Origin of the sequence: Pseudobacter sp. (genome assembly GCF_051955275.1) — a bacterium.
Classification (GTDB): Bacteria; Bacteroidota; Bacteroidia; order Chitinophagales; family Chitinophagaceae; genus Pseudobacter.
Genome location: NZ_JBQCGW010000137.1, coordinates 1 through 20,842, shown reverse-complemented (window position 1 = coordinate 20,842; position 20,842 = coordinate 1). Strand labels below are relative to the sequence as shown.

Below are 20,842 nucleotides of genomic sequence, written 5' to 3'. Positions count from 1 at the left end.
GATTAAACACCTACGCCACGGACTTTACCTTTACCTGAGTCGAACTCCAGTGTCCAGGCGAGTGGTGAAGTAGTATCATCCGGGTTGGACAGGAATACTTCCGGTGCAGTGGGATCAGTAACGAGGTACTCTGCATCGGGATCGTCGAGGGATTTGCCATCTTCCGCTTTAGGAAGGATGTCGATTGCTCCGCGCTGCTCCATTTCCTGTTTGGAGATTTCGTAAGGAGTGGTGTGTACTTCCACATTGTCCACTTCAAAAGAGATGGTGAACTTCACACGATTCTTTCCTACTGCCACTTTCTTCGCTTTTACGGAGAAGGAGTTGGGCACAATGTCTTCCGGTCTGAATTTGCCGAGGTTTTCCTGCCCGTCTACGTTGTTAAGGAACACCAGGAGGCCTGGCTGCAGTTTAACAGGGTCTTTGTCTGAATTAGGGTCAATTGTAGTGGCCATAACATGAAATGTTTAAAAAATGAAATAATACGGCCAAGCTAGTAAGTCTTTTCACGGGTTGCAAGGGTTTATACCTCATAGTATTACCGTGAAAAACACGGTATAAAAAAAGCCGGCTGTTGCAGCCGGCTGAAATATTACAAAACGAAATGATCCGGATTAATTCAAAACACTTTTCTCTTTCACTATTTCGATCCCTTCCTGTTTGCTGATAGTGCTCCATCCGCCAAGGACATTGCGGAGGTTGTGAATTCCCTGACGCTTCATCATGGAAGCGGCAATCACGCTGCGGTAGCCACCTGCACAATGAACATAAAGGTTCTGGTGTTCTTCCAGCATGGCCAGGTTACCAGGGTCGGTCATTTCAGCGAGCGGGATGTTCATTGCATTTGCCACATGGCCATCTGCAAATTCTGTTTCTCTTCTCACATCAACTACTACCAGGTTCTCATCGAAAGGAAGATCCATTTTCAGTTCATCGGCTTCCACATCAATGATCATATCCACTTCTTCACCTGCCTGCTGCCAGCCTTCGAACCCTCCTTCCAGGTAACCCTGGATCTCAGAGAAGCCAACGCGTGCGAGACGAACCACAGTTTCCCTTTCTTTACCGGCTTCCGTTACCAGAACTATGGTTTTATCGAAAGGGAGCAGGCTGCCTGCCCATTCTGCAAAGCGGCCTTCCAGGCCGATGCTGATGGAATGGGGAACGAAGCCCTGGGTAAAGACGGATGCTTTACGGGTGTCCAGTACAAACACATCAGGATTGCCCTGGAATTCTTTGAACTCAGCAATGCTCAGGGGCTTCAATCCTTTTGAAAGGATATTGTCCAGGCTGTCGTACCCTTCTTTATTGATCCGGGCATTGATGGGGAAATACTGCGGAGGCATTGCCAGGCCATCGGTCACGGCTTTGATGAAAGCCTCGCGCGTCTGGGGCTGTAATGCGTAGTTTGTTTGTTTCTGCTCGCCGATAGTGCTGTGCGTTTCGGGGCCCAGGTTCTTGCCGCAGCTGCTGCCTGCGCCGTGCGCGGGGTATACGATCACATCGTCGTTCAGCGTGGCGATCTTATTCTGCAGGGAGTCATAGAGGAGGGAAGCGAGATCTTCCTTGCTCATATTACCACTGCTGAGATCAGGGCGGCCTACATCACCTACAAACAGGGTGTCACCGGTGAAAACGGCAGTAGCCTGACCTGCTTCATCTTTCAGCAGGTAGCAGGTTGATTCCAGGGTATGGCCGGGCGTGTGCAATACCTGGATGGAGATATTGCCCAGTTTGAAATCCTCTCCGTCTTTTGCCAGATGGATGGGGAAACTGGTTTCCGTGTTCGGGCCATACACGATCGGAGCGCCGGTTGCCTTCTGAAGATCGAGGTGCCCGCTCACAAAGTCGGCATGGAAATGTGTTTCAAAAATATATTTGATGGTGGCATTACGTTCTGCTGCCAGCTGGAGGTAGGAGTCGATATCACGGAGGGGATCGATGATGGCGGCCTGCCCTTCGCTTTCAACATAGTAAGCGGCCTCACTCAGGCATCCTGTATACAACTGCTTAATAAACATTCGTTAACTTATTTGGGGACAAAGGTAGGCTAAAAAAGCAAAAGCAGAAGGAGGGCTTATCCCCTTCTGCTTGATGCAGGGTTTGTTAAAAAATACCTTGTACGGTTGGGTCAGGTATTAAGATCCTCTACACATTGCATGATATGAGCAACGCGGGATCCGTTGACGGAGTAGTAAATAAATTTGCCATCTCTTTCAGTCTTCACGATACCCGCTCTTCTAAGAATGGCCAGGTGTTGGGATGCGACAGATTGTTCCAGTCGCAGTCGAACATAAATTTCCGTTACGGTCAGGCGTCGGTGCTCGTCAATGAGCTTGAGGATTTGCTGCCGGAGCTTGTGGTTCAGTGCCCGTAAGATCATAGCAGCCTTTTTTAAGTTCAGGAAGTCTACTTTTACGGAATCACCGGGAACCCCTTCCGCGGCTAGCACCATGGAGTAATTACTTGTTACGTTCATGTGCACATCAGAGCTTTTTAGTATTATATAGGATAAGAGTGTCAAATTTACAAGAAAAAAGCACCATTCCGGAATGAACCGGGATAAAAGTTTCAGTTGGTTACTTTTTTATATGAGAATAAAATTCCTTGAGATAAACGGGTTCTTCGTAGGCCAGATCGGCAAATTTCTCCTGTAAAAATAAAACTTCTGCGAGCGGCGCCAAATGTTCTGCTGTCTGATTCACATCCGCAAAAAACGCATTGGGATGATTGCATACAGGTTTCCACTTAGCGCTCCCATTACCGAGAAAAAGTATACTATTATTTTCTAATTCTTTGTTAAAAGAATCAGCGTCAAGGATAATTGCAGCGGGGTTTTGAACGATGTTTAATCCCAGATCGTACAGTGCAGTAAATACTTCCATCCTTCGTGCATCGATCATGGGACAGAGAAGCGTTCCGTTTTTTAATCCGGCTTTAATCCGGTATTCATCCCCATTTGGGAAAGTTTGAACAGTAGCAGCATAAGCCATCACTCTGAGGGTGTTTTCCGTAATCATTGGAATACCCAGCGCAAAGCACAATCCTTTGGCAGTGGCCATGCCCACACGCAGCCCCGTGTAGGAGCCGGGTCCAGCCGTAACTGCAACAGCCTGTAACTCCTGCATCGTTCTGCCGGTTTTTTTCAGCAGGTCCTGAATAGCAGGCTGGATCCACGATGCATGATCACGCTGCTGGTTGTTCACCATTGTCAGTACTGCCTTTCCATTCTCTGAAAGCGCAATGCTCGCATTTTCGGTAGCAGTATCTATGTTGAGCAATAATGCCATTGTTCGGTTGGGTTGTAATTATTGAATAGCCGCTTTCAGTGCTGGAGCCGGAGCGTAGCGTTCATCGGTCAGATGCAATTGCTGCAACAGGGCATACACGCGCTGCAGCCCGATCTTTTCACTCCACTCGAAGGGTCCCATCGGGTAGTTGGTGCCAAGCTTCATGGCAGTATCTATTTCTTCCCTTGAGCTAACTTCCGCACCCAGCGTGAAGTATGCTTCGTTGATGATCATGGCCAGCACACGGGCTGTGATCATTCCCGGCACATCAGGCGCCAGCTGATATTGCCAGTTCAGGGCAGTGAATATTTCTTTGATGCTGTTTTCGGTTATGGATGCAGGTAATACGATCTCTGCAATGCTGCGCTGCAGCAAGGTTGGCCAGCCATTGATGCGAACAAAGGGATGACGGATCTCTTCTGTTGTAAACTCCACTGCATTCACGATCACTGGTTTCGGCAGCATCCTGGCGAGATGCTGGTTGCGCTCCGGGTCATTGCGGAAGAGAAGGTCCACATAAGCATCGGCATCCAGCATGGTAAGCGAGCTCATGGAGTCTGCCCAGATAAAAGAAATACTTTCAGGGAATTGATGTTGTAACCATTCATTCTTCAATGTATCGTCGGCCAGTATTGCGATCGTCATGTTTGAAAACTTTCCGCAAAGAAAACGTATTACCGGGAATTATCAGGTGAGTACAAGTGGTCCGATTTTAATATTTTTACGCCATGGAAAAAATAATCATCAATACACCGGATGCGCCCGCTCCCATCGGGCCTTACAGCCAGGCTGTTCTGGCCAACGGATTCTTATACATTTCAGGTCAGATCGCTATCAATCCTGCCACAGGCAATATTGAAGCACAGGATGCTGCCAGGGAAACCGAACAGATCATGAAGAACCTCAAAGCAGTACTTTCCGCTGCCAAACTGGATTTCGGGCATGTTGTAAAGACCACCATCTTCCTTAGCGATATGGCCCTCTTCCCTGTAGTGAACGAAGTATATGGAAAATCCTTTACAGGAGATTTCCCTGCGCGCGAAACAGTAGCTGTAAAAGGTTTACCAAAAGGCGTGAACGTGGAGATCAGCATGATTGCTGTGAAGTAATCAGGCCAGCCAGTGTATGATCAGGTTGGGAATGCCTATTGCCACCACAATGCCATAGACCAGGTCCAGCCAGATCATACTTCCCAGAGAACCCAGGTAGATCAGCCCTACAACAGGATATCCCACCACTTTGGTAAGAAACTTTGTGTCATCTTTCCGGATCTCATTCCAGATGACAGCCGCGTCGCCCGTGCTGGGGAAGGCATGCATGGCAATACTCACTCCGAGATAGATCAGCACATAATGCAGGAAATCTGCATTGTTCAGCGTGAATACCGGCAGGGCCGCCGGTAATGCTATCAGTGCGCCCAGTAAGGTATTTACAAAGAAAGGCCCCACGGCAATGAGAATGGATTGCCATTTGTACTGCGGCGTTTCATGTAATACAAAACCTGCAGGATTGCCCACCTGGAAATACACTACCTGGAATACCGGAACTTTGAAAAGCCGGCAGAATAACTGGTGCGCCAGTTCGTGAACTACAACACCAGGACAGGTAGCAATGGAAATAGCAATTCCGGGGATCAGCATATCTATTTATTTAGGTCTGAATCTTACCTTACCGGTTATCACGTCAGTGGCGTATTCCACAAATTCTTTGGTAGCGATATTGTCATGGGTGCGGCAATCTTCAATCAGTGCATCACGCTTTTCATTTTCGCCATTGAAATGATATGCCAGTATCAACGTTGCTTTGTTGTAAGGATCCAGCTCATCCGTTTTCACACTTTGCAAAGCCAGTTGCAGTGCTTCGGTGTCTTTCTTCTGTTTCAGTCTGGTCCTGGCTTTGGAAGCGATGGCATATCCTGCTTCTGTATTGATATTGAGCAGATCGTCACAGTATTTGTCTGCACTGTCGAATTCATGCATCTCTCTTTTCAGACTGGCCATAAGTCTCAGTGCCGGAAAATATCCGGCATCGATCTTCAGAACGTTTTTCAGGATACTGTCGCATGGTTTGAAACGGTCCTGGTCAAATAGTATGCTCGCATATGAGAAGTGCGCATAGATATCATTGGGATGATTGCGCAGATATCTTTTGAAGTAAGGATCAGGTATATTGTTTCGATGTACTTTCATCAGCTCTATCATAGAATCCTTGGGAACATAACTGTTGAATCGGGCCATGGCATCATCCACTTTTTTGTACAGGGCATCATTGCCGATGGTTTTGCCCACCAGCTTTTCTGCGATCACTGAAAAAGCGGAGAGATCCATATTGTTGAATGCGGCCAGCGCAAGATGACACTGGATCTCTATATCGTTGGGGAGCGAGTTGGCGGCTCGCGTGAATTCACGCTGGGCAGTGAGGAATTTCTTTTCCGCTTCAGCCCTGTTTCCTCTTTCAATGTGAAGACCGAGGTTAAGGTCACGGGGAAAGCTGAAGCAACAATATATCAGCACCAGCAGGATGGCGGCGGCAAAAACCTTGATGCCTGTCGGAACCGGATATCTGATAAAACCCTGGCGGCAATCATTGCAGAGCGGGGTAGGGTATCCGTGCAGGATATCCGGTGCACCGCACTGGGAGCAGCCACTATTCTCGGGCCCATCATCCGTAACCTGGTAAAGTGAATTTTTCATACAGGAAGGCTCTGAGTAAAACGCGGGAAAGAGTGGTTTATTTTATCAGAGTGTGCCCAGTTGCTCGCGTCCCCGCGAGTGACTGGGCACAGTGTAATAAAAAACGGCAGCCCATTGAGCTGCCGTCAGTTATATATACGAGGCGAACTTTATTTAATAACGCCCAGTTCCTTACCGATCTTGGTGAATGCGGCGATCGCTTTTTCCAGGTGCTTTTGCTCATGACCGGCGCTGATCTGAACGCGGATACGCGCCTGCCCTTTGGCTACTACAGGGAAGAAGAAGCCGATCACATAGATGCCTTCTTCCAGCAGTTTGGCGGCAAATTGCTGTGCCACTACTGCATCATACAACATGATGGGAACAATAGGGTGATCACCGGGCTTGATATCAAAACCTGCCGCAGTCATCTGTGCGCGGAAGAATCTGGTATTGTTTTCCAGCTTATCGCGGAGGTCGGTGGTTTCGGAGAGCAGGTCCAGCACGGCGATGGAAGCACCCACAATGCTGGGCGCAAGCGTATTGGAGAAGAGGTAAGGTCTTGAACGCTGCCGCAGGATCTCGATCACTTCTTTGCTGCCGCTGGTGAATCCGCCGGAAGCGCCACCCAGGGCCTTGCCCAGGGTACCGGTGATAATATCGATCTTGCCCATTACGCCGCGGTACTCATGCGTACCTCTGCCGGTTTTACCGAGGAAGCCGCTGGAGTGACACTCGTCTACCATGATGGCTGCATCATATTTTTCAGCCAGTTCAACAATTTTGTCCAGCTGGGCGATAGTTCCGTCCATGCTGAAGGATCCATCGGTAACGATGATCCTGTTGCGGAGGGAGGCGGCCTCTTTCAGTTTGGCTTCGAGGTCAGCCATATCGTTGTGCTTATAGCGGAGACGTTGTGCTTTGCAGAGACGAACGCCGTCGATGATACTTGCGTGGTTCAGCTCATCGGAGATGATAGCGTCCTGATCTCCAAAGAGTGGTTCAAAAACACCACCATTGGCGTCGAATGCGGCAGCATAAAGAATGGTGTCTTCGGTGCCGAGGAATTTGGAGATCTTGGCTTCCAGTTCTTTATGAATATCCTGGGTACCACAGATGAAACGTACGCTGCTCATGCCGTAACCACGGTGGTCAACGTATTTTTTTGCGGCTTCTATCACTTTGGGGTGGGAAGAAAGGCCTAGGTAGTTGTTGGCGCAAAAGTTAAGCACGGTCTTGCCGTTTACAGTGATCTCGGCTCCCTGGGGGGATTCGATGATCCTCTCTGTTTTGAAGAGCCCGGCGGTCCTGATCTCATCCAGTTCTACTGCCAGCCTTTTCACTAAATTGTTATTCATGTAGCTAGTTTTTTTAGATAGGGGGCAAAAATAGTGTAACATTTTCGATGTACCTTCGTCCTATACTTCAAAGAGGCGTACTATGTTTAGAAAAACTCTTGTTCGCGTTACGCTGATCGGCGTGCTCCTGGTGACAGGCACATTGATCATGCTGGCTGCCTGGGCTCCGAAGTCCGGCATCAAAGCGAACGATTGCGGAGAGGCTACAGGACTGGTGAAAGAAGAGTGTGAGCAGCAGGCCAGAGAACAGGGCGAGTTCCTGCTCTGGGAGGCTTTGAACCGCACGCTGAACATCGCTATACACTAAGCTTACATTACCAGACGAAATTATATGAAAGCCGTCTCCCTGTGAGGAGACGGTTTTGTTTTCAAATACATCCTGCTGAGGCGATTGGGTAGTAAAGACGCATTCTGAAATTTATTTCAGGAACCCTGTAACTTCCGGAGGAGCCGGACGTATCATATTGAACAAGTCTACATTAAAACAACAGCCTGGTCCTGCTTATGACCGAGAAAGAGTACAATGATTGTGTGAACATGTATGCGGATAACGTGTACCGGTTCATCCTGAAAAACCTCCGGCATGCGGAGGATGCGCAGGATGTGGTACAAACCGCATTTGAGAAGATGTGGATCAACCGCAGCGAAGTAGATGCCACCCGCTGCAAAAGTTATCTCTTCACCGTGGCCTATAACCAGATGATCGACCATATCCGAAAGAACAAGCGGATCAGTCTGAAAGAAGATTTCAAGGAAGAAGTCCGCGTAACGGACGGACAGGTGAATATCACCCGTAAAGTACTGGAACAGGCCCTGGCAAGGCTCAATGAAGTGCAACGCTCACTGGTATTGCTGAAAGATTATGAAGGGTATTCCTATGATGAGATCGGGAATATCATGGGACTGAATGAAAGCCAGGTAAAAGTGTACCTTCATCGCGCCCGGATACAGTTAAAGAATTATTTGGTCAGTCCTGAAAATGTTTTGTGATATGAACATTAACAGACAGAATTACGAAGAATGGTTGCTACTCTACGTAGACAATGAGCTCAGCCTGGCTGAGCGCATTATCGTGGATGATTTTCTCGCGGCCAATCCTGATCTTCAGCAGGAGTTGGAAATGTTGCAGCAAAGCACCTTTCAGCCTGACGAGGATATCGTGTTCCAGCATAAAGCCGCACTGATGAAGAGCGGTAAAGACACTCCGCTCATTACTGCAGAAAACTGCGAGCATTATTTTATTCTCTACGCTGATGACGAGCTTTCCAACGAGCAGAAAGCAACCGTAGAAGAATTCGTATACCGTCATCCACAGTTCCAGGAGAACTTCGAACTGTTCCAGCAGATCAGGCTCACACCTGATCACAGCCTTGTTTTCCCTGATAAGAAATTGCTGTACCGTTACGAGAAGAAACGCCGCGTGGTGACGATGACCTGGTTCAGGATCGCCGCTGCTGCTGTGCTGGTGTTACTCATCGGTGGCGTTGGTTATAAATTACTGGTGAAAGATGATATAACGGGAATGGCTAATCGAACTGGTGGTCCAAAGAATGAACAAAATCAAACCGGAATTGCTTCCAACGATTCTGTGAAACAGCCTGAAAATACTCCCCTTGTTCCAACGCCCTCTCCTTCTTCCAGTGAACTGGCAGATGTAACCAACGAAAAAGATCAGCAAAAGAAAACGGCAGTGAAGGCCTCATCTCCGGATATTGCCACAACAAAGAAAATGAATGGAGCTGCTTCACAGCTTGCCATTCCGAGGTTGAATGCGCCGGTAACAAGGCCTGATAACCGTACTGACGCTGGTGTTCCGGGTAATGAAGACTATGCTGAAAACAATTCCGGAAAAAAATCTTCAGGGACCAGTAACACCATTACCGGTTCAAACGTAACACATACAGAAACCGCTTCCAAAGGAATAGCACAGCCCAACACTGATAAGATCAACGTAAGCTCCCCGGGTAAAACAGCGTTGACATCTTCCAATGATATGGCTGCTGTTGCAGTACCTGCTTACGATCTGCTGGATGACGAGATTATCGAAATGCAGCCGGCAGATAAGAAGAACAAGATGCGGGGGATCCTCAGAAGAGTGAGCCGGGTTTTTGACAAGGCCACCAGTGCAGATGACGGAGATAACCGGAAAGGAAATATCCGCATCGCCAACTTCGAGATCACACTGAAATAATTTCCATTTACATCGCAAACTGACCAAGTATGAAAAGGATAGTAATACTCCTGACCGGGATCTTTATTGGATTTACCAGCCTCGCACAAACCGACACCAGCAACATAGAAAAAGTTGATACGGTACGCGTCGGAAAAATGATCATCATTAAGAAGAAAGGAAAAGATGAGGACGGCGACAGAACCTCCCGCACCGTTATAACTTACAAACGCGACAGAAAACCAAGCAAACTCTCTACCAACTGGTTTGTATTTGATATCGGCTTCAACAACTTCAGCGATAAAACCAATTATGCCGGCCCTGAGATCCAGGACCCTGCAACAGGGTTTGCGCCCGGCGCCACTGAAGACTGGTTCAAGCTCCGCAACGGCAAATCAACCAATGTGAACATCTGGATTGTGATGCAGAAGCTGAGCCTGATCAATCATTATGTGAACCTGAAATATGGTCTTGGTATGGAACTCTACAATTTCCGGTACGAGAATCCCATCAAGTTCAGTACCAACCCCACCAAAGTGGCGATGGACAATTCCACTTCCTACAGCAAGAACAAGCTGGCCGCCGATTATGTGACCGTGCCCCTGATGCTGAACTTCGATTTTGCCCCCAAGCGTGAGCGCAAACTGGGCGTAAGTGTGGGTGCCACTGCGGGTTACCTTTACAGCAGCCGTCAGAAAACCATCACTGATGCAGATGGTAAGCGCAAAAAGCGTGACGACTTCAACCTGCGCCCCTGGAAGCTGGCCTATATGGGTGAAGTAACCTTCGGATGGTTTGGTGTGTATGGTACAATGGCCACGCAAAGCATGTTTGACAAAGGCCCGGACCAGACCCCGTATGCCGTAGGTCTACGCTTCAGCTGGTAACAAATTTTTCCACATTAAAAATAATTTCGATGTAGCCGCGTTAAATTGCGTAGGTCCGGGTCTGTCCCGGTAATGATCAACAAAGAAAATTCACGAAAATCTATATCTATCGTACGGTCTCTACGCAAAAAACTGGTTATCATGAAGCGCTTAGCCGTTGTTACCTTGCTGTTGTTGTTGGTAGTGGTAAACACAGCATTTGAAGAAACCACAAAGAAAGCCACTCGCAGAGCTAATTTCAGTGCAGGCCCCGATGGAGTTGTTTACCTGGTGGTAGATAAATCCGATTATGAACTGAGGGTGTACGACGATGAAGGATGGTACGCAACCTATCCTGTTGTATTCGGAAACAAAGACCTCGGTGATAAGATGATGGAAGGGGACCGGAAAACGCCTGAAGGCAATTTCAAGATCATCTCAAAAAGACCGCACCAGAAATGGCATAAAATGCTGATGCTGGATTATCCTACCCCAGACAGCTGGAGCAGGTTCAATGAGCGGAAAGCAAACGGGAAGATCCCCAAGGCCGCAAAGATCGGTGGTGGTATTGCCATCCACGGTACCTGGCCTAACGACAATCTTTCTGTAGATGATTTCTCCAACTGGACCAATGGTTGTGTGTCTCTTAAGAATGAGGACCTGGATGAGCTGGAAGTATTTCTTCCGGTAGGAACAAAGGTGACCATTCAACGATAAAATAACTCTGCTTGATAATATGGGCATCGCCCCGGTGAAAGAGCCGGTGCGGTGCTTTTTTGTTTTTATCATTCTCAATGTGTTCTGAACAAATGCTGGTACTTGTACTGAAAACCGCATTAGGATTTATACGTTCACAGCAACGTTTTCCCTGAAACGCTTGTCTTTATCAGCAAAATGTTTTCATTTTGTTACGGGTCCGCCGTAACCCAAATGTGAAGGATCAGATCCAGATCCTGAAAAACCACCATCCAACAGGGAAACATAAACAGCCATACACATTGGCTAAAGAAAACGGTCAATGTTTCCGACTCTATGAAAACCCCACACCTCCAGCCGTGGGGTTTTTCTTTATAGCAAGGTCTTCTTCAAAAAAAATGGCCACCTTATTCAGGCAGCCATTCTCTGTTCAATGATCTGAATTATAATTTTCCATTTTTTATTTCATCCACAACACCGGGATCGAGCAATGTTGATGTGTCTCCCAGGTTGCCGGTTTCCCCTTCCGCGATCTTGCGCAGAATACGGCGCATGATCTTGCCACTTCTTGTTTTCGGCAGTCCGCTTACAAACTGGATCTTATCCGGTTTTGCAATGGGGCCGATAATGCGGCTCACAGTTGAAGTGATATCCTTACGGGTGAGCTCATCATCATTCTGATGGCCATTGAAGATCACATAGGCGTAGATGCCCTGTCCTTTGATATCATGCGGATAACCAACAACAGCGCTCTCAACCACACCTGTATGCATATTGATGGCATTCTCCACTTCAGCAGTTCCGATACGGTGACCGCTGACGTTGAGCACATCATCCACACGGCCGGTGATGCGGTAATTGCCGTCTTCATCGCGGAGACAGCCGTCACCCGTGAAGTAAAGGTTCTCGTAGGTTGCGAAATAATTCTGACGTGCGCGCTCATGATCTCCATATGTAGTACGCAGCATGCCGGGCCAGGGGAATCTGATACAGAGATTGCCGCTCACGCCATTGCCTTCCACTTCCTTGCCGTTCTCATCCACCAGGATCGGCTGCACGCCTGGCAGGGGAAGTGTTGCAAAGGTTGGTTTGGCAGGTGTAACACCGGCCATATTGGAAATGAGAACGCCACCGGTTTCTGTCTGCCACCAGGTATCCACGATGGGACATTTCTTTTTACCGATGTTCTCATCATACCAGACCCATGCTTCTTCATTGATGGGCTCACCAACGGTGCCGAGTACACGAAGCGAACTGAGGTCTTTATTTTTCAGCGGCTCCAGTCCAAAGCCCATCAGGCTTCTGATGGCTGTAGGCGCCGTATACAGAATATTCACTTTGTACTTGTCAACAATATCCCAGAATCTGCCGGCATCGGGCCAGGTGGGCACACCTTCAAACATCAGGGAAGTTGCGCCTGCACTGAGAGGGCCGTATACGATGTAGCTGTGGCCGGTGATCCAGCCGATATCGGCTGTACAGAAATGAACGTCGCCGGGCTGATACTGGAACACATTCACAAATGAGTAGTTGGTGTACACCATGTATCCACCGATAGTATGTACTACCCCCTTCGGTTTGCCTGTTGAGCCTGAAGTATAAAGAATGAAGAGCATGTCTTCTGCGTCCATTTCTTCAGCCGGGCAATCAGGGCTGCCCTGAGTTTCCACGCGGCGGATCTCATCTTCCCACCACAGGTCCCTTCCTTTGATCATGGAGATAGGAGTCCGGGTGCGGGTGAGCACGATCACGGTTTTCACAAATGGGCATTGAACCAGGGCGTCATCGATCACACTTTTCAGCGGGATCTCTTTGTTGCCGCGGTAAGCGCCATCGCAGGTGATCACAAATTCCGCTTTTGCATCCTGCAGGCGGTCTGCAATGCTCTGAGCACTGAAGCCACCGAAGATCACGGAGTGGATGGCGCCAATACGTGCGGTGGCCAGTACGGCAATTGCCAGTTCAGGAACCATGCCCATATAAATACAAACACGGTCGCCTTTCTTCACACCATTATTCTTCAGCACATTGGCAAACTGCACAACCTTGGTATACAGATCGCGGTAGGTGAGTACGCGATGATGTTCTTCAGGATCATTCGGCTCCCAGATGATGGCGGGTGTGTTACCATGTTTTTCCAGGTGCCTGTCGATGCAATTCTCAGTGATGTTGAGCTTACCGCCTTTGAACCATTCTATCGTGGGCTTTTTGAAATCCCAGTTCAATACGGTATCCCATTTTTTTCTCCAGGTGAAACTGGATGCGATTTCGGCCCAGAATCCCTCGGGGTCCTGAACGCTTCGTTCATACGCTGCACTGTATTCAGCTCTCGTTTTGAGCTGGTAGGGGAATGACATAGGCTCTCGTTTTTTGAAGTATTGTGCGCTAAAATTAATTCAAAATGGATTTAAGTTCCTTTGAAAATTTCTAAAATCTTTTAAGGATCAGTGTCATGTGTTCAACATTTCAGTTTTTGAACTATCTTTCTTGCATGAATACTCCTGTATCGAACAGGGGAATCTGGAAAGTGATTGCTGCCTCCTCCGTAGGCACTCTGATTGAGTGGTACGACTTCTACATCTTCGGAAGTTTAGCTACTGTAATTGCTGATCAGTTCTTCCCCAAAGGTAATCCCACTGCTGCTTTGCTCTCTACCCTGGCTACTTTCGCCGCTGGCTTTATTGTGCGTCCATTCGGTGCACTCGTCTTCGGACGGCTGGGTGATCTCATCGGCAGGAAATATACTTTCTTACTAACGCTCGTTCTTATGGGCGGCTCCACTTTCGCCATCGGCCTGGTGCCGAGTTATGAAAGCATCGGCTTTGCAGCACCCTTATTAGTGTTGCTGCTTCGCCTGGTGCAGGGGCTTGCATTGGGAGGAGAGTATGGAGGTGCAGCTACTTATGTGGCGGAACATTCGCCTGCAAACCGGCGGGGATATTTCACCAGCTGGATCCAGACAACAGCCACACTCGGTCTGTTCCTTTCACTGGGTGTGATATTGCTGACCAGGCATTCGCTCGACAGTGATCTGCAGACCTCCATTCAGAAGTTCAACAGCTGGGGATGGCGTATTCCATTTTGGGTATCAATAGTGCTGGTTGGCGTATCTATTTATATACGTCTCAAAATGTCTGAGTCGCCGCTGTTCAGCAAACTCAAAGCAGAGGGCAAGACTTCCACCAATCCGCTCAAGGAAAGTTTCGGTAACAGGGCCAATCTCAAAATGGTGCTGCTTGCATTGTTCGGTGCCACTATGGGACAGGGCGTTGTATGGTATACAGGACAGTTTTATGCGCAGTCATTTATAGAGAACGTATGTAAGATCGATTTCGAGCAAAGCCGTACGATCCTCATTTGGGCTATTGTTGCGGCCACCCCGCTCTTCATCGTTTTCGGAGGATGGAGCGATAAGATCGGAAGAAAATGGATCATGCTCATTGGTATGCTGCTGGCCATCTCTTCTTATCATTTTATATTCAAACGCTTTCAGATCATCAGCGATCCTGCCGGTAAAACGGAAATAGTGGAGCAGCGGAAATTATTACTGAAAGAAAAGCTGGCGGTGAAAGATCATCCGCAGGATACTGCCTTCATTACCACCAGCGAAGTGCATTACACCGATGGTGCAGTATTCAAGGAAGTGACTACGCTGACCGTAAAAGCAGACCAGAGCACTGTGCAGGCGGTAACGTATAAAGACAAGAGGCTGGGTTCTACAGATTACTGGACAGCCGTTTGGTGGCTGTTTGTACTGGTGGCCTATGTTACCATGGTGTATGGCCCTATTGCGGCCTTCCTGGTGGAGTTATTCCCTACCAAGATCAGGTATACCAGCATGAGCCTGCCTTATCATATCGGTAACGGTGTTTTCGGAGGGCTTACTCCTTTCATTGCCACCTTGCTGACCACCATCTATGTAAACGATCATTTATCAGGGCTCTGGTATCCGATCATTATCGGCGGCCTTTGTTTTGTGATAGGCGCCGTGTATGTGAGCAATAAGATCGATCCAAACGTAAACGATTAAATCAAGTGTATGAACGCACTGAAAAAAATACTGGGATATTTCTGGTTCATGCTGGGGCCGCTGGCCATCTGGTACCTGGTGAAAACCGCTGCGCATGAAATTGAAGCAAAGCCGGTTATAGATACCAGGATACAATGGGCTGTATTCATCATCGTTTTCATCCCTATCAGCATCGGGTTGATGATTTTTGGTTATTATGCCATAAAAGGGGAATACAGCCGGCTACCGGAAAAATCTGATGAAATATAGACGGATGGCCGAACAAATCTGTTTGCAAGCTGTTAAACAACAGATAATTAATGGTCATTTAATGCGGCAGCAGATCGGTCACTTTTCTGTTAAATAATCGGTCAGAGTTTGGATTTACAGCCATTGATGTGCTATTTTTGTTTCCCGGCTACTACGTATGAAAAGAAGTATGATACAATACATCAGAACTGTGCCTGCGGTGAGAGTGATTCTTTCCGTTGGATTGATGTTATTGTTAGTGCTGCTCACCAGCATCAACTTCTTTATTTATGCAGGTGATGCAAAAGCTCAGGTTCACTTCACCTGTGTGGAAGCGGATGAAGACTGCAGCACGCAGGGCAACCCAAATCCTGCTGGCCCTGATGAAAAATCTCCCGGCAATTCAATTTCTCTTACAGAAGAATATATTCATGAAGGCGAACAGTTAGAGGATCCTTTCCGGACCAATGAACTGTTCCGTCACAAGATCCAGGAAGCGGAACAACTGAAACTGGTTCACTTTGAAATAATTTCCCCCCCTCCGGAAGCTTAATACTTCTTCGCGCAGCTGTAGCACAGCTGCTGTTATTCCCATTGCAATAAATGTTCTGGCGCAAAGCATGGCATAGACCGCTGTATCTGCGCAATCCGTGTATGCATGCGCATGCGCTGAACCTGTAACGATTGTTATCCGGAGAACGGACGGATAACAGGCGGTATCATGTATTCGATTTCTCTGATTCTCAAAACGGATGTAAAATATTTTTATGGTCAAAAAAGGAAAAGGGTTGCTGGGCTCCTTTGGCTCCGACTTCCCTGCTTCGGTTGTTGTATTCCTCATAGCATTACCGCTCTGTCTCGGGATTGCGTTAGGCTCCAATGCCCCGTCATTCTCGGGTATCATTGCAGGTATTGTGGGAGGTATTGTGATAGGTGCGCTCAGCGGATCTCAACTGAGTGTGAGTGGCCCCGCGGCTGGTCTTACGGCCATTGTTGCAGTTGCCATTGGTAAGCTGGGCGTATTTGATGCGTTCCTGCTGGCAGTTGTGATAGCCGGCGCTTTACAGATCGTGCTGGGTTTTCTCAAACTGGGTATCCTGGGTGATTATATCCCTTCAGGTGTGATCAAAGGGATGCTGGCCGCCATCGGTCTCATCCTGATCCTTAAACAGATCCCCCACCTGGTAGGATATGAAGCTGATTTCATCGGCGACGAAGAGTTCAAACAGAAAGACGGCAAGAACACTTTCACCGAATTATACTACTCATTCAAAAATATCCTTCCTGTAGCATTTGCCATTGGTGTAGGCTCTATCTTACTGCAGATATTATGGGACAAGGTGCTGGCTAAAAAAGCAAAGTTCTTCAAGCTGGTGCCTTCTCCGCTGATCGTTGTATTGGTGGGGGTAGGTATCAATGAGTGGCTGAAAGTGAGCTATCCTTCGTTGGCCCTGGGAACCTCTCACCTGGTGAGCATTCCCATTGCACAATCTGCCGGTGAATTCTTCACCTTCTTCTCCTTCCCTGATTTCACTCAACTCGGAAACTTTGCTGTGTGGACCACGGCACTGACGCTGGCGATTGTTGCGAGCCTGGAAACACTGCTCAATATCGAAGCCGCTGATGAGCTGGATCCGTACAAAAGGGTTACTCCAAAGAACAGGGAACTGATGGCGCAAGGTACCGGTAACCTCCTTTCAGGTATGATCGGTGGTCTGCCGATCACGTCGGTTATTGTTCGTACTTCTGCTAACGTCAACTCGGGAGCGAAGACAAAGATGTCTGCCATCATGCACGGTATGATGTTGCTGCTCTGCGTAGCATTGATCCCTACTGTGCTCAATCTTATTCCGTATACTTCACTGGCCGCTATCCTGATCTTCACAGGTTATAAACTGACCAAGCCTTCCATCTTCGTTGACTTCTTCAGGAAGGGATGGCAACAGTTCCTGCCTTTTGTGATCACCGTAGTGGCTATCCTGCTGACGGACCTCCTGGTAGGTATCTTCGTAGGATGCGTGATCTCCATGTTCTTTGTGATGCGCAGCAACTTCAAATCCGCTGTATTTGTGGTTCACGACAGCAACAAGTTCCTGTTCCGCCTGCGGAAAGATGTGAGCTATCTGAACAAACCTATCATTAAAAACAAACTGGAGCAGGTGCCTGCAAGCTCTTTTGTAATGATCGATGCACAACGTGCAGACTTCATTGATAAAGATGTGGTAGAAGTCATTGAAGACTTTATGAAAGCCGCACCACTCAAGGACATTACTGTTGAACTGAAAAAAAGTGTTTACAAAGACCAGGGTTTCTCTGTCAACGGACATCAGGAAATTCTGGCATCTAAAAACTAATTATTATGCATTCATTTGAAAAATTACTCCTCGAGAATAAGGCCTGGGCAGCAGAAAGAGTTCAGGATGATCCTACTTTCTTCAAAAGGCTTGAGAACATTCAGAAACCTGAGTTCCTCTGGATCGGTTGCAGCGACAGCCGCGTACCGGCCAATGAGATCACCAACACCCTGCCAGGTGAGATCTTCGTTCACCGCAATATCGCCAACCTGGTGGTTGAAGACGATGTGAACTGTCTCAGCGTACTGGAATATGCCGTAGTGCACCTGAAAGTGAAACATGTGATCGTTTGCGGCCATTATGGTTGCGGCGGCGTAAAAGCAGCCATGATGGATCAGTCTTTCGGTATCATTGACAAGTGGATCGTTGGCATCAAGGAACTTTACAATGAGAACCGCGAAGAGATCGATGCACTGGAAAATGAAACTGACCGTGTGAACCTGCTGGTGGAGCATAACGTGCGCAAACAGGCCCTCAACCTGGCCAAGACCCTTACCATCCAGAAAACCTGGGCGCGTGAGGAAAGGCCAACTATCCATGGTTGGGTTTACGGACTGAAAGACGGCCTTATCAAGCAGGTGCTTACGCTGGCGCCTCCGGTGAAAAAGCTGAACTACCAGATCGTTTAATCTTTTTTTGACCATACATCCGTTAGATTAGCGGTGTGCGGGTAAGCTGTACAGCAGATTCTGTTGGCCGGATTTACCCGTATACCGCTATATTTGTGTGAATCAAAGCCATCGACCATGTGGAGCGAATCTTATAAGAAACTATTAGCTGAGAATAAAGTATGGGCTAAGGACAAAGTGAATGCAGACCCTCATTATTTCGACAGGCTCGCACATCTTCAGACACCCGAGTTCCTCTGGATCGGATGCAGCGACAGCCGGGTTCCCGCCAATGAGATCACCAACACACAACCTGGAGAGATCTTCGTTCACCGGAATGTGGCCAACCTGGTGGTGCATACCGATGTTAACCTGCTGGCCGTACTGGACTATGCAGTGAATCACCTCAAGGTGAAGCATGTGATCGTTTGCGGACACTATGGTTGCGGCGGCGTAAAGGCAGCCATGACAAACACTGACTTCAAGCTGGTACTGAACATGTGGCTCAGAAATATCAAGGATGTGTACCGCCTGCACAGAGAAGAGTTGGACGTAATGCAGGACGAAGACAGGAAATTCGATCGCCTGGTGGAGCTCAATGTTCAGGAACAGCTTACCAACCTCGCCAAAACTTCCATCATCCAACGCGCCTGGCAAGAAGGCAACCGACCCGACCTCCATGGCTGGGTGTACGGCCTCAAAGACGGCCTCATCAATGCCGTGTACGAAATGAAGGCCGGCAGCGTTATAGATGATCTTTACAAATACGAATTCTGATCATTTCCCAAACCCCGTTGTTGATATGAGCATTGAAGTGAAAGGGCTCACCAAGATTTATGGAGAACAGAAAGCAGTAAATGATATTTCCTTCGCCGTAGGCAAGGGAGAGATCGTTGGCTTCCTGGGACCCAATGGCGCCGGCAAGTCTACCACCATGAAGATCATTACCGGCTATCTGTCCGCTGATGCAGGTCAGGCAACGGTTTGCGGCATCGATGTAAAAGAACGTCCACTGGATGCCAAGGCTAAGATCGGTTACCTGCCGGAAGCCAATCCGCTGTACTTCGATATGTATGTACGGGAGTACCTCGATTTCATTGCAGAGCTGCACAAGGTAGCAGATAAAAAACAACAGGTTGAGAAAGTGATCGAAACAGTAGGCCTCACACCCGAAAGCAAAAAAAAGATCGGTCAGCTTTCCAAAGGATACAAACAACGTGTTGGCCTTGCGGCAGCACTTATACATGATCCGGAAGTACTGGTGCTGGATGAACCCACTACCGGCCTCGATCCCAATCAGATCCTCGAGATCAGGGAACTGATCAAAAAACTGGGTAACCAGAAAACAGTCATCTTTTCTTCACATATCCTGCAGGAAGTGGAAGCCATCTGCGACCGGGTGGTGATCATCAATCGCGGCCAGCTGGTGGCGGATGATGACCTTTCTGTGCTGCGCAACCGTTCAAACAACACCGCAAAACTGAAAGTGGTTTTCAAAGAGCCGCTGGAAGCTGCATGGCTGGAGCGTTTGAGCGCAGTGACATCCGTGAACCGAATCAGCCCTAACGAATGGGAGTTAGTTTGCAGCGATGTTCAGGATGCTAATAAACAATTGATGCAACTGGCTTTGCAGGAAAAGCTGAATATCGTTTCTTTGCAATCCGGTGAACAAAGTCTCGAGGAAGTTTTCCGTAGTCTCACCTCATCATCAACAAAACAATAAAATTGAATCATGAGTTACATTGTTGACATTCATGCAAGACAAATATTAGATAGCCGTGGAAATCCTACTGTAGAAGTAGATGTAACCACTGAAGATGGATTTACAGGAAGGGCTGCGGTTCCCAGTGGTGCATCAACCGGAAAACACGAAGCTGTTGAGCTGCGTGATGGTGACAAAGGCATCTACATGGGTAAAGGCGTTTTGCAGGCAGTAAAGAATGTAAATGAGATCATTGCCGAACAACTGGTTGGCATTGAAGTTTCCGAGCAGGCATATATCGACAGCCAGCTCATCCACATCGATGGAACCGAGAACAAGGCTAAGCTGGGCGCCAACGCCACACTGGCTATTTCCATGGCCGTAGCAAAAGCTGCTGCTGATGAAAGTGGTCTGCCGCTGTTCCGATACCTCGGTGGTGTGAATGCAACCGTGCTGCCAATGCCAATGATGAATATCCTCAATGGTGGTGCACATGCTGATAACAAGATCGACTTCCAGGAATTCATGGTGATCCCTGTAGGCGCTGAAACATTCAGCCAGGGCCTGCGCTGGGGCGTTGAGATCTTCCATCACCTGAAATCCGTTCTGAAGAAAAAAGGATACAGCACCAACGTAGGTGACGAAGGTGGTTTTGCTCCGGATATCCAGAGCAATGAAGAAGCCATTGAAACTGTTCTGGAAGCCATCACTGCAGCAGGTTATAAACCCGGATCAGAGATCGCTATCGCGATGGATGCCGCCAGCACGGAAATGTGGGACGAAAAAACAAACGGTTACAAATTCTATAAGAGCTCAGGCAAAGTGATCACCAGCGATGATATGGTGAACTACTGGGCTAACTGGGTGA

Annotated in this window: 23 protein-coding genes; 14 read left to right on the top strand and 9 right to left on the bottom strand. The window is 48.1% G+C overall.

What is annotated here, in order from left to right; all coding sequences use genetic code 11:
- Window positions 1-2: 2 nt before the first annotated feature.
- The 5 genes from ACTHMC_RS11765 to ACTHMC_RS11745 form a co-directional block, all read right to left on the bottom strand.
- Window positions 3-455, bottom strand: coding sequence for a hypothetical protein (locus ACTHMC_RS11765; RefSeq protein ID WP_440413317.1), 453 nt, complete (start codon window positions 453-455; stop codon window positions 3-5).
- A 159-nt stretch (window positions 456-614) separates the two neighbouring features.
- Entirely contained in the window at window positions 615-2,021 is a 1,407-nt protein-coding gene (locus ACTHMC_RS11760; protein WP_440413316.1) for an MBL fold metallo-hydrolase, read from the bottom strand.
- Window positions 2,022-2,131: 110 nt separating this feature from the next.
- A complete protein-coding gene (locus ACTHMC_RS11755; RefSeq protein ID WP_127128286.1) occupies window positions 2,132-2,479 on the bottom strand; it encodes an ArsR/SmtB family transcription factor in 348 nt (115 codons plus the stop codon).
- A gap of 100 nt (window positions 2,480-2,579) precedes the next feature.
- Window positions 2,580-3,290: a tRNA (adenosine(37)-N6)-threonylcarbamoyltransferase complex dimerization subunit type 1 TsaB gene (gene tsaB / locus ACTHMC_RS11750; protein WP_440413315.1), complete on the bottom strand. Its 711-nt coding sequence runs from the start codon at window positions 3,288-3,290 to the stop codon at window positions 2,580-2,582.
- Between the two features lie 18 nt (window positions 3,291-3,308).
- Window positions 3,309-3,935, bottom strand: coding sequence for a 3-hydroxyacyl-CoA dehydrogenase family protein (locus ACTHMC_RS11745; protein ID WP_440413314.1), 627 nt, complete (start codon window positions 3,933-3,935; stop codon window positions 3,309-3,311).
- A gap of 83 nt (window positions 3,936-4,018) precedes the next feature.
- On the opposite strand from ACTHMC_RS11745, the gene ACTHMC_RS11740 reads away from it, so the two are divergent.
- Window positions 4,019-4,399, top strand: a complete 381-nt coding sequence (locus ACTHMC_RS11740) for a Rid family detoxifying hydrolase (RefSeq protein ID WP_440413313.1) — start codon at window positions 4,019-4,021, stop codon at window positions 4,397-4,399.
- On the opposite strand, the gene ACTHMC_RS11735 is transcribed toward ACTHMC_RS11740, so the two are convergent.
- The 3 genes from ACTHMC_RS11735 to kbl form a co-directional block, all read right to left on the bottom strand.
- Window positions 4,400-4,930, bottom strand: coding sequence for a DUF3267 domain-containing protein (locus ACTHMC_RS11735; protein WP_440413312.1), 531 nt, complete (start codon window positions 4,928-4,930; stop codon window positions 4,400-4,402).
- Window positions 4,931-4,936: 6 nt separating this feature from the next.
- Window positions 4,937-5,983, bottom strand: a complete 1,047-nt coding sequence (locus ACTHMC_RS11730) for a tetratricopeptide repeat protein (RefSeq protein WP_440413311.1) — start codon at window positions 5,981-5,983, stop codon at window positions 4,937-4,939.
- 149 nt (window positions 5,984-6,132) lie between these two features.
- Window positions 6,133-7,320, bottom strand: coding sequence for a glycine C-acetyltransferase (kbl, locus tag ACTHMC_RS11725; protein ID WP_440413310.1), 1,188 nt, complete (start codon window positions 7,318-7,320; stop codon window positions 6,133-6,135).
- Window positions 7,321-7,402: 82 nt separating this feature from the next.
- Between kbl and ACTHMC_RS11720 the strand changes: the two genes are divergently transcribed.
- The 5 genes from ACTHMC_RS11720 to ACTHMC_RS11700 all read left to right on the top strand — a co-directional run bounded on the left by ACTHMC_RS11720 (window position 7,403) and on the right by ACTHMC_RS11700 (window position 11,073).
- A complete protein-coding gene (locus ACTHMC_RS11720; protein WP_440413309.1) occupies window positions 7,403-7,627 on the top strand; it encodes a hypothetical protein in 225 nt (74 codons plus the stop codon).
- Between the two features lie 197 nt (window positions 7,628-7,824).
- Window positions 7,825-8,310, top strand: a complete 486-nt coding sequence (locus tag ACTHMC_RS11715; RefSeq protein WP_440413308.1) for an RNA polymerase sigma factor — start codon at window positions 7,825-7,827, stop codon at window positions 8,308-8,310.
- Window position 8,311: 1 nt separating this feature from the next.
- A complete protein-coding gene (locus ACTHMC_RS11710; RefSeq protein ID WP_440413307.1) occupies window positions 8,312-9,511 on the top strand; it encodes an anti-sigma factor family protein in 1,200 nt (399 codons plus the stop codon).
- Between the two features lie 29 nt (window positions 9,512-9,540).
- Window positions 9,541-10,377, top strand: a complete 837-nt coding sequence (locus tag ACTHMC_RS11705; RefSeq protein ID WP_440413306.1) for an outer membrane beta-barrel protein — start codon at window positions 9,541-9,543, stop codon at window positions 10,375-10,377.
- Between the two features lie 141 nt (window positions 10,378-10,518).
- Entirely contained in the window at window positions 10,519-11,073 is a 555-nt protein-coding gene (locus ACTHMC_RS11700) for a L,D-transpeptidase family protein (RefSeq protein WP_440413305.1), read from the top strand.
- A 422-nt stretch (window positions 11,074-11,495) separates the two neighbouring features.
- Here ACTHMC_RS11700 and acs read toward each other — a convergent pair whose 3' ends face one another.
- On the bottom strand, window positions 11,496-13,409 hold the full coding sequence (acs, locus tag ACTHMC_RS11695; protein ID WP_440413304.1) for an acetate--CoA ligase: 1,914 nt from the start codon (window positions 13,407-13,409) through the stop codon (window positions 11,496-11,498).
- A 134-nt stretch (window positions 13,410-13,543) separates the two neighbouring features.
- Here acs and ACTHMC_RS11690 point away from each other — a divergent pair, with 134 nt between their 5' ends.
- From ACTHMC_RS11690 to eno, 8 genes are all read left to right on the top strand, one after another.
- Window positions 13,544-15,082: an MFS transporter gene (locus ACTHMC_RS11690; RefSeq protein WP_440413303.1), complete on the top strand. Its 1,539-nt coding sequence runs from the start codon at window positions 13,544-13,546 to the stop codon at window positions 15,080-15,082.
- Between the two features lie 9 nt (window positions 15,083-15,091).
- Window positions 15,092-15,331, top strand: coding sequence for a DUF6814 family protein (locus tag ACTHMC_RS11685; protein ID WP_440413302.1), 240 nt, complete (start codon window positions 15,092-15,094; stop codon window positions 15,329-15,331).
- Between the two features lie 169 nt (window positions 15,332-15,500).
- Complete coding sequence (locus ACTHMC_RS11680) at window positions 15,501-15,863, top strand: hypothetical protein (protein WP_440413301.1); 363 nt, start codon at window positions 15,501-15,503, stop codon at window positions 15,861-15,863.
- Window positions 15,864-16,077: 214 nt separating this feature from the next.
- Window positions 16,078-17,664: a SulP family inorganic anion transporter gene (locus ACTHMC_RS11675; protein WP_440413300.1), complete on the top strand. Its 1,587-nt coding sequence runs from the start codon at window positions 16,078-16,080 to the stop codon at window positions 17,662-17,664.
- Between the two features lie 5 nt (window positions 17,665-17,669).
- Window positions 17,670-18,293, top strand: a complete 624-nt coding sequence (locus tag ACTHMC_RS11670; protein WP_440413299.1) for a carbonic anhydrase — start codon at window positions 17,670-17,672, stop codon at window positions 18,291-18,293.
- A 117-nt stretch (window positions 18,294-18,410) separates the two neighbouring features.
- Window positions 18,411-19,049 (top strand): carbonic anhydrase, encoded by a 639-nt coding sequence (locus ACTHMC_RS11665; RefSeq protein ID WP_440413298.1) that lies wholly within the window; start codon window positions 18,411-18,413, stop codon window positions 19,047-19,049.
- A 25-nt stretch (window positions 19,050-19,074) separates the two neighbouring features.
- Window positions 19,075-19,995, top strand: a complete 921-nt coding sequence (gldA, locus tag ACTHMC_RS11660; protein WP_440413297.1) for a gliding motility-associated ABC transporter ATP-binding subunit GldA — start codon at window positions 19,075-19,077, stop codon at window positions 19,993-19,995.
- Between the two features lie 9 nt (window positions 19,996-20,004).
- Window positions 20,005-20,842: phosphopyruvate hydratase (gene eno, locus ACTHMC_RS11655; protein ID WP_440413296.1), on the top strand; the 838-nt coding region annotated here is incomplete at its 3' end.

Coding starts and splice junctions, on each gene's coding strand:
- ACTHMC_RS11765 (WP_440413317.1), bottom strand. CDS start 455: ATGGCCACTACAATTGACCCTAATTCAGACAAAGACCCTGTTAAACTG.
- ACTHMC_RS11760 (WP_440413316.1), bottom strand. CDS start 2,021: ATGTTTATTAAGCAGTTGTATACAGGATGCCTGAGTGAGGCCGCTTAC.
- ACTHMC_RS11755 (WP_127128286.1), bottom strand. CDS start 2,479: ATGAACGTAACAAGTAATTACTCCATGGTGCTAGCCGCGGAAGGGGTT.
- tsaB (WP_440413315.1), bottom strand. CDS start 3,290: ATGGCATTATTGCTCAACATAGATACTGCTACCGAAAATGCGAGCATT.
- ACTHMC_RS11745 (WP_440413314.1), bottom strand. CDS start 3,935: ATGACGATCGCAATACTGGCCGACGATACATTGAAGAATGAATGGTTA.
- ACTHMC_RS11740 (WP_440413313.1), top strand. CDS start 4,019: ATGGAAAAAATAATCATCAATACACCGGATGCGCCCGCTCCCATCGGG.
- ACTHMC_RS11735 (WP_440413312.1), bottom strand. CDS start 4,930: ATGCTGATCCCCGGAATTGCTATTTCCATTGCTACCTGTCCTGGTGTT.
- ACTHMC_RS11730 (WP_440413311.1), bottom strand. CDS start 5,983: ATGAAAAATTCACTTTACCAGGTTACGGATGATGGGCCCGAGAATAGT.
- kbl (WP_440413310.1), bottom strand. CDS start 7,320: ATGAATAACAATTTAGTGAAAAGGCTGGCAGTAGAACTGGATGAGATC.
- ACTHMC_RS11720 (WP_440413309.1), top strand. CDS start 7,403: ATGTTTAGAAAAACTCTTGTTCGCGTTACGCTGATCGGCGTGCTCCTG.
- ACTHMC_RS11715 (WP_440413308.1), top strand. CDS start 7,825: ATGACCGAGAAAGAGTACAATGATTGTGTGAACATGTATGCGGATAAC.
- ACTHMC_RS11710 (WP_440413307.1), top strand. CDS start 8,312: ATGAACATTAACAGACAGAATTACGAAGAATGGTTGCTACTCTACGTA.
- ACTHMC_RS11705 (WP_440413306.1), top strand. CDS start 9,541: ATGAAAAGGATAGTAATACTCCTGACCGGGATCTTTATTGGATTTACC.
- ACTHMC_RS11700 (WP_440413305.1), top strand. CDS start 10,519: ATGAAGCGCTTAGCCGTTGTTACCTTGCTGTTGTTGTTGGTAGTGGTA.
- acs (WP_440413304.1), bottom strand. CDS start 13,409: ATGTCATTCCCCTACCAGCTCAAAACGAGAGCTGAATACAGTGCAGCG.
- ACTHMC_RS11690 (WP_440413303.1), top strand. CDS start 13,544: ATGAATACTCCTGTATCGAACAGGGGAATCTGGAAAGTGATTGCTGCC.
- ACTHMC_RS11685 (WP_440413302.1), top strand. CDS start 15,092: ATGAACGCACTGAAAAAAATACTGGGATATTTCTGGTTCATGCTGGGG.
- ACTHMC_RS11680 (WP_440413301.1), top strand. CDS start 15,501: ATGATACAATACATCAGAACTGTGCCTGCGGTGAGAGTGATTCTTTCC.
- ACTHMC_RS11675 (WP_440413300.1), top strand. CDS start 16,078: ATGGTCAAAAAAGGAAAAGGGTTGCTGGGCTCCTTTGGCTCCGACTTC.
- ACTHMC_RS11670 (WP_440413299.1), top strand. CDS start 17,670: ATGCATTCATTTGAAAAATTACTCCTCGAGAATAAGGCCTGGGCAGCA.
- ACTHMC_RS11665 (WP_440413298.1), top strand. CDS start 18,411: ATGTGGAGCGAATCTTATAAGAAACTATTAGCTGAGAATAAAGTATGG.
- gldA (WP_440413297.1), top strand. CDS start 19,075: ATGAGCATTGAAGTGAAAGGGCTCACCAAGATTTATGGAGAACAGAAA.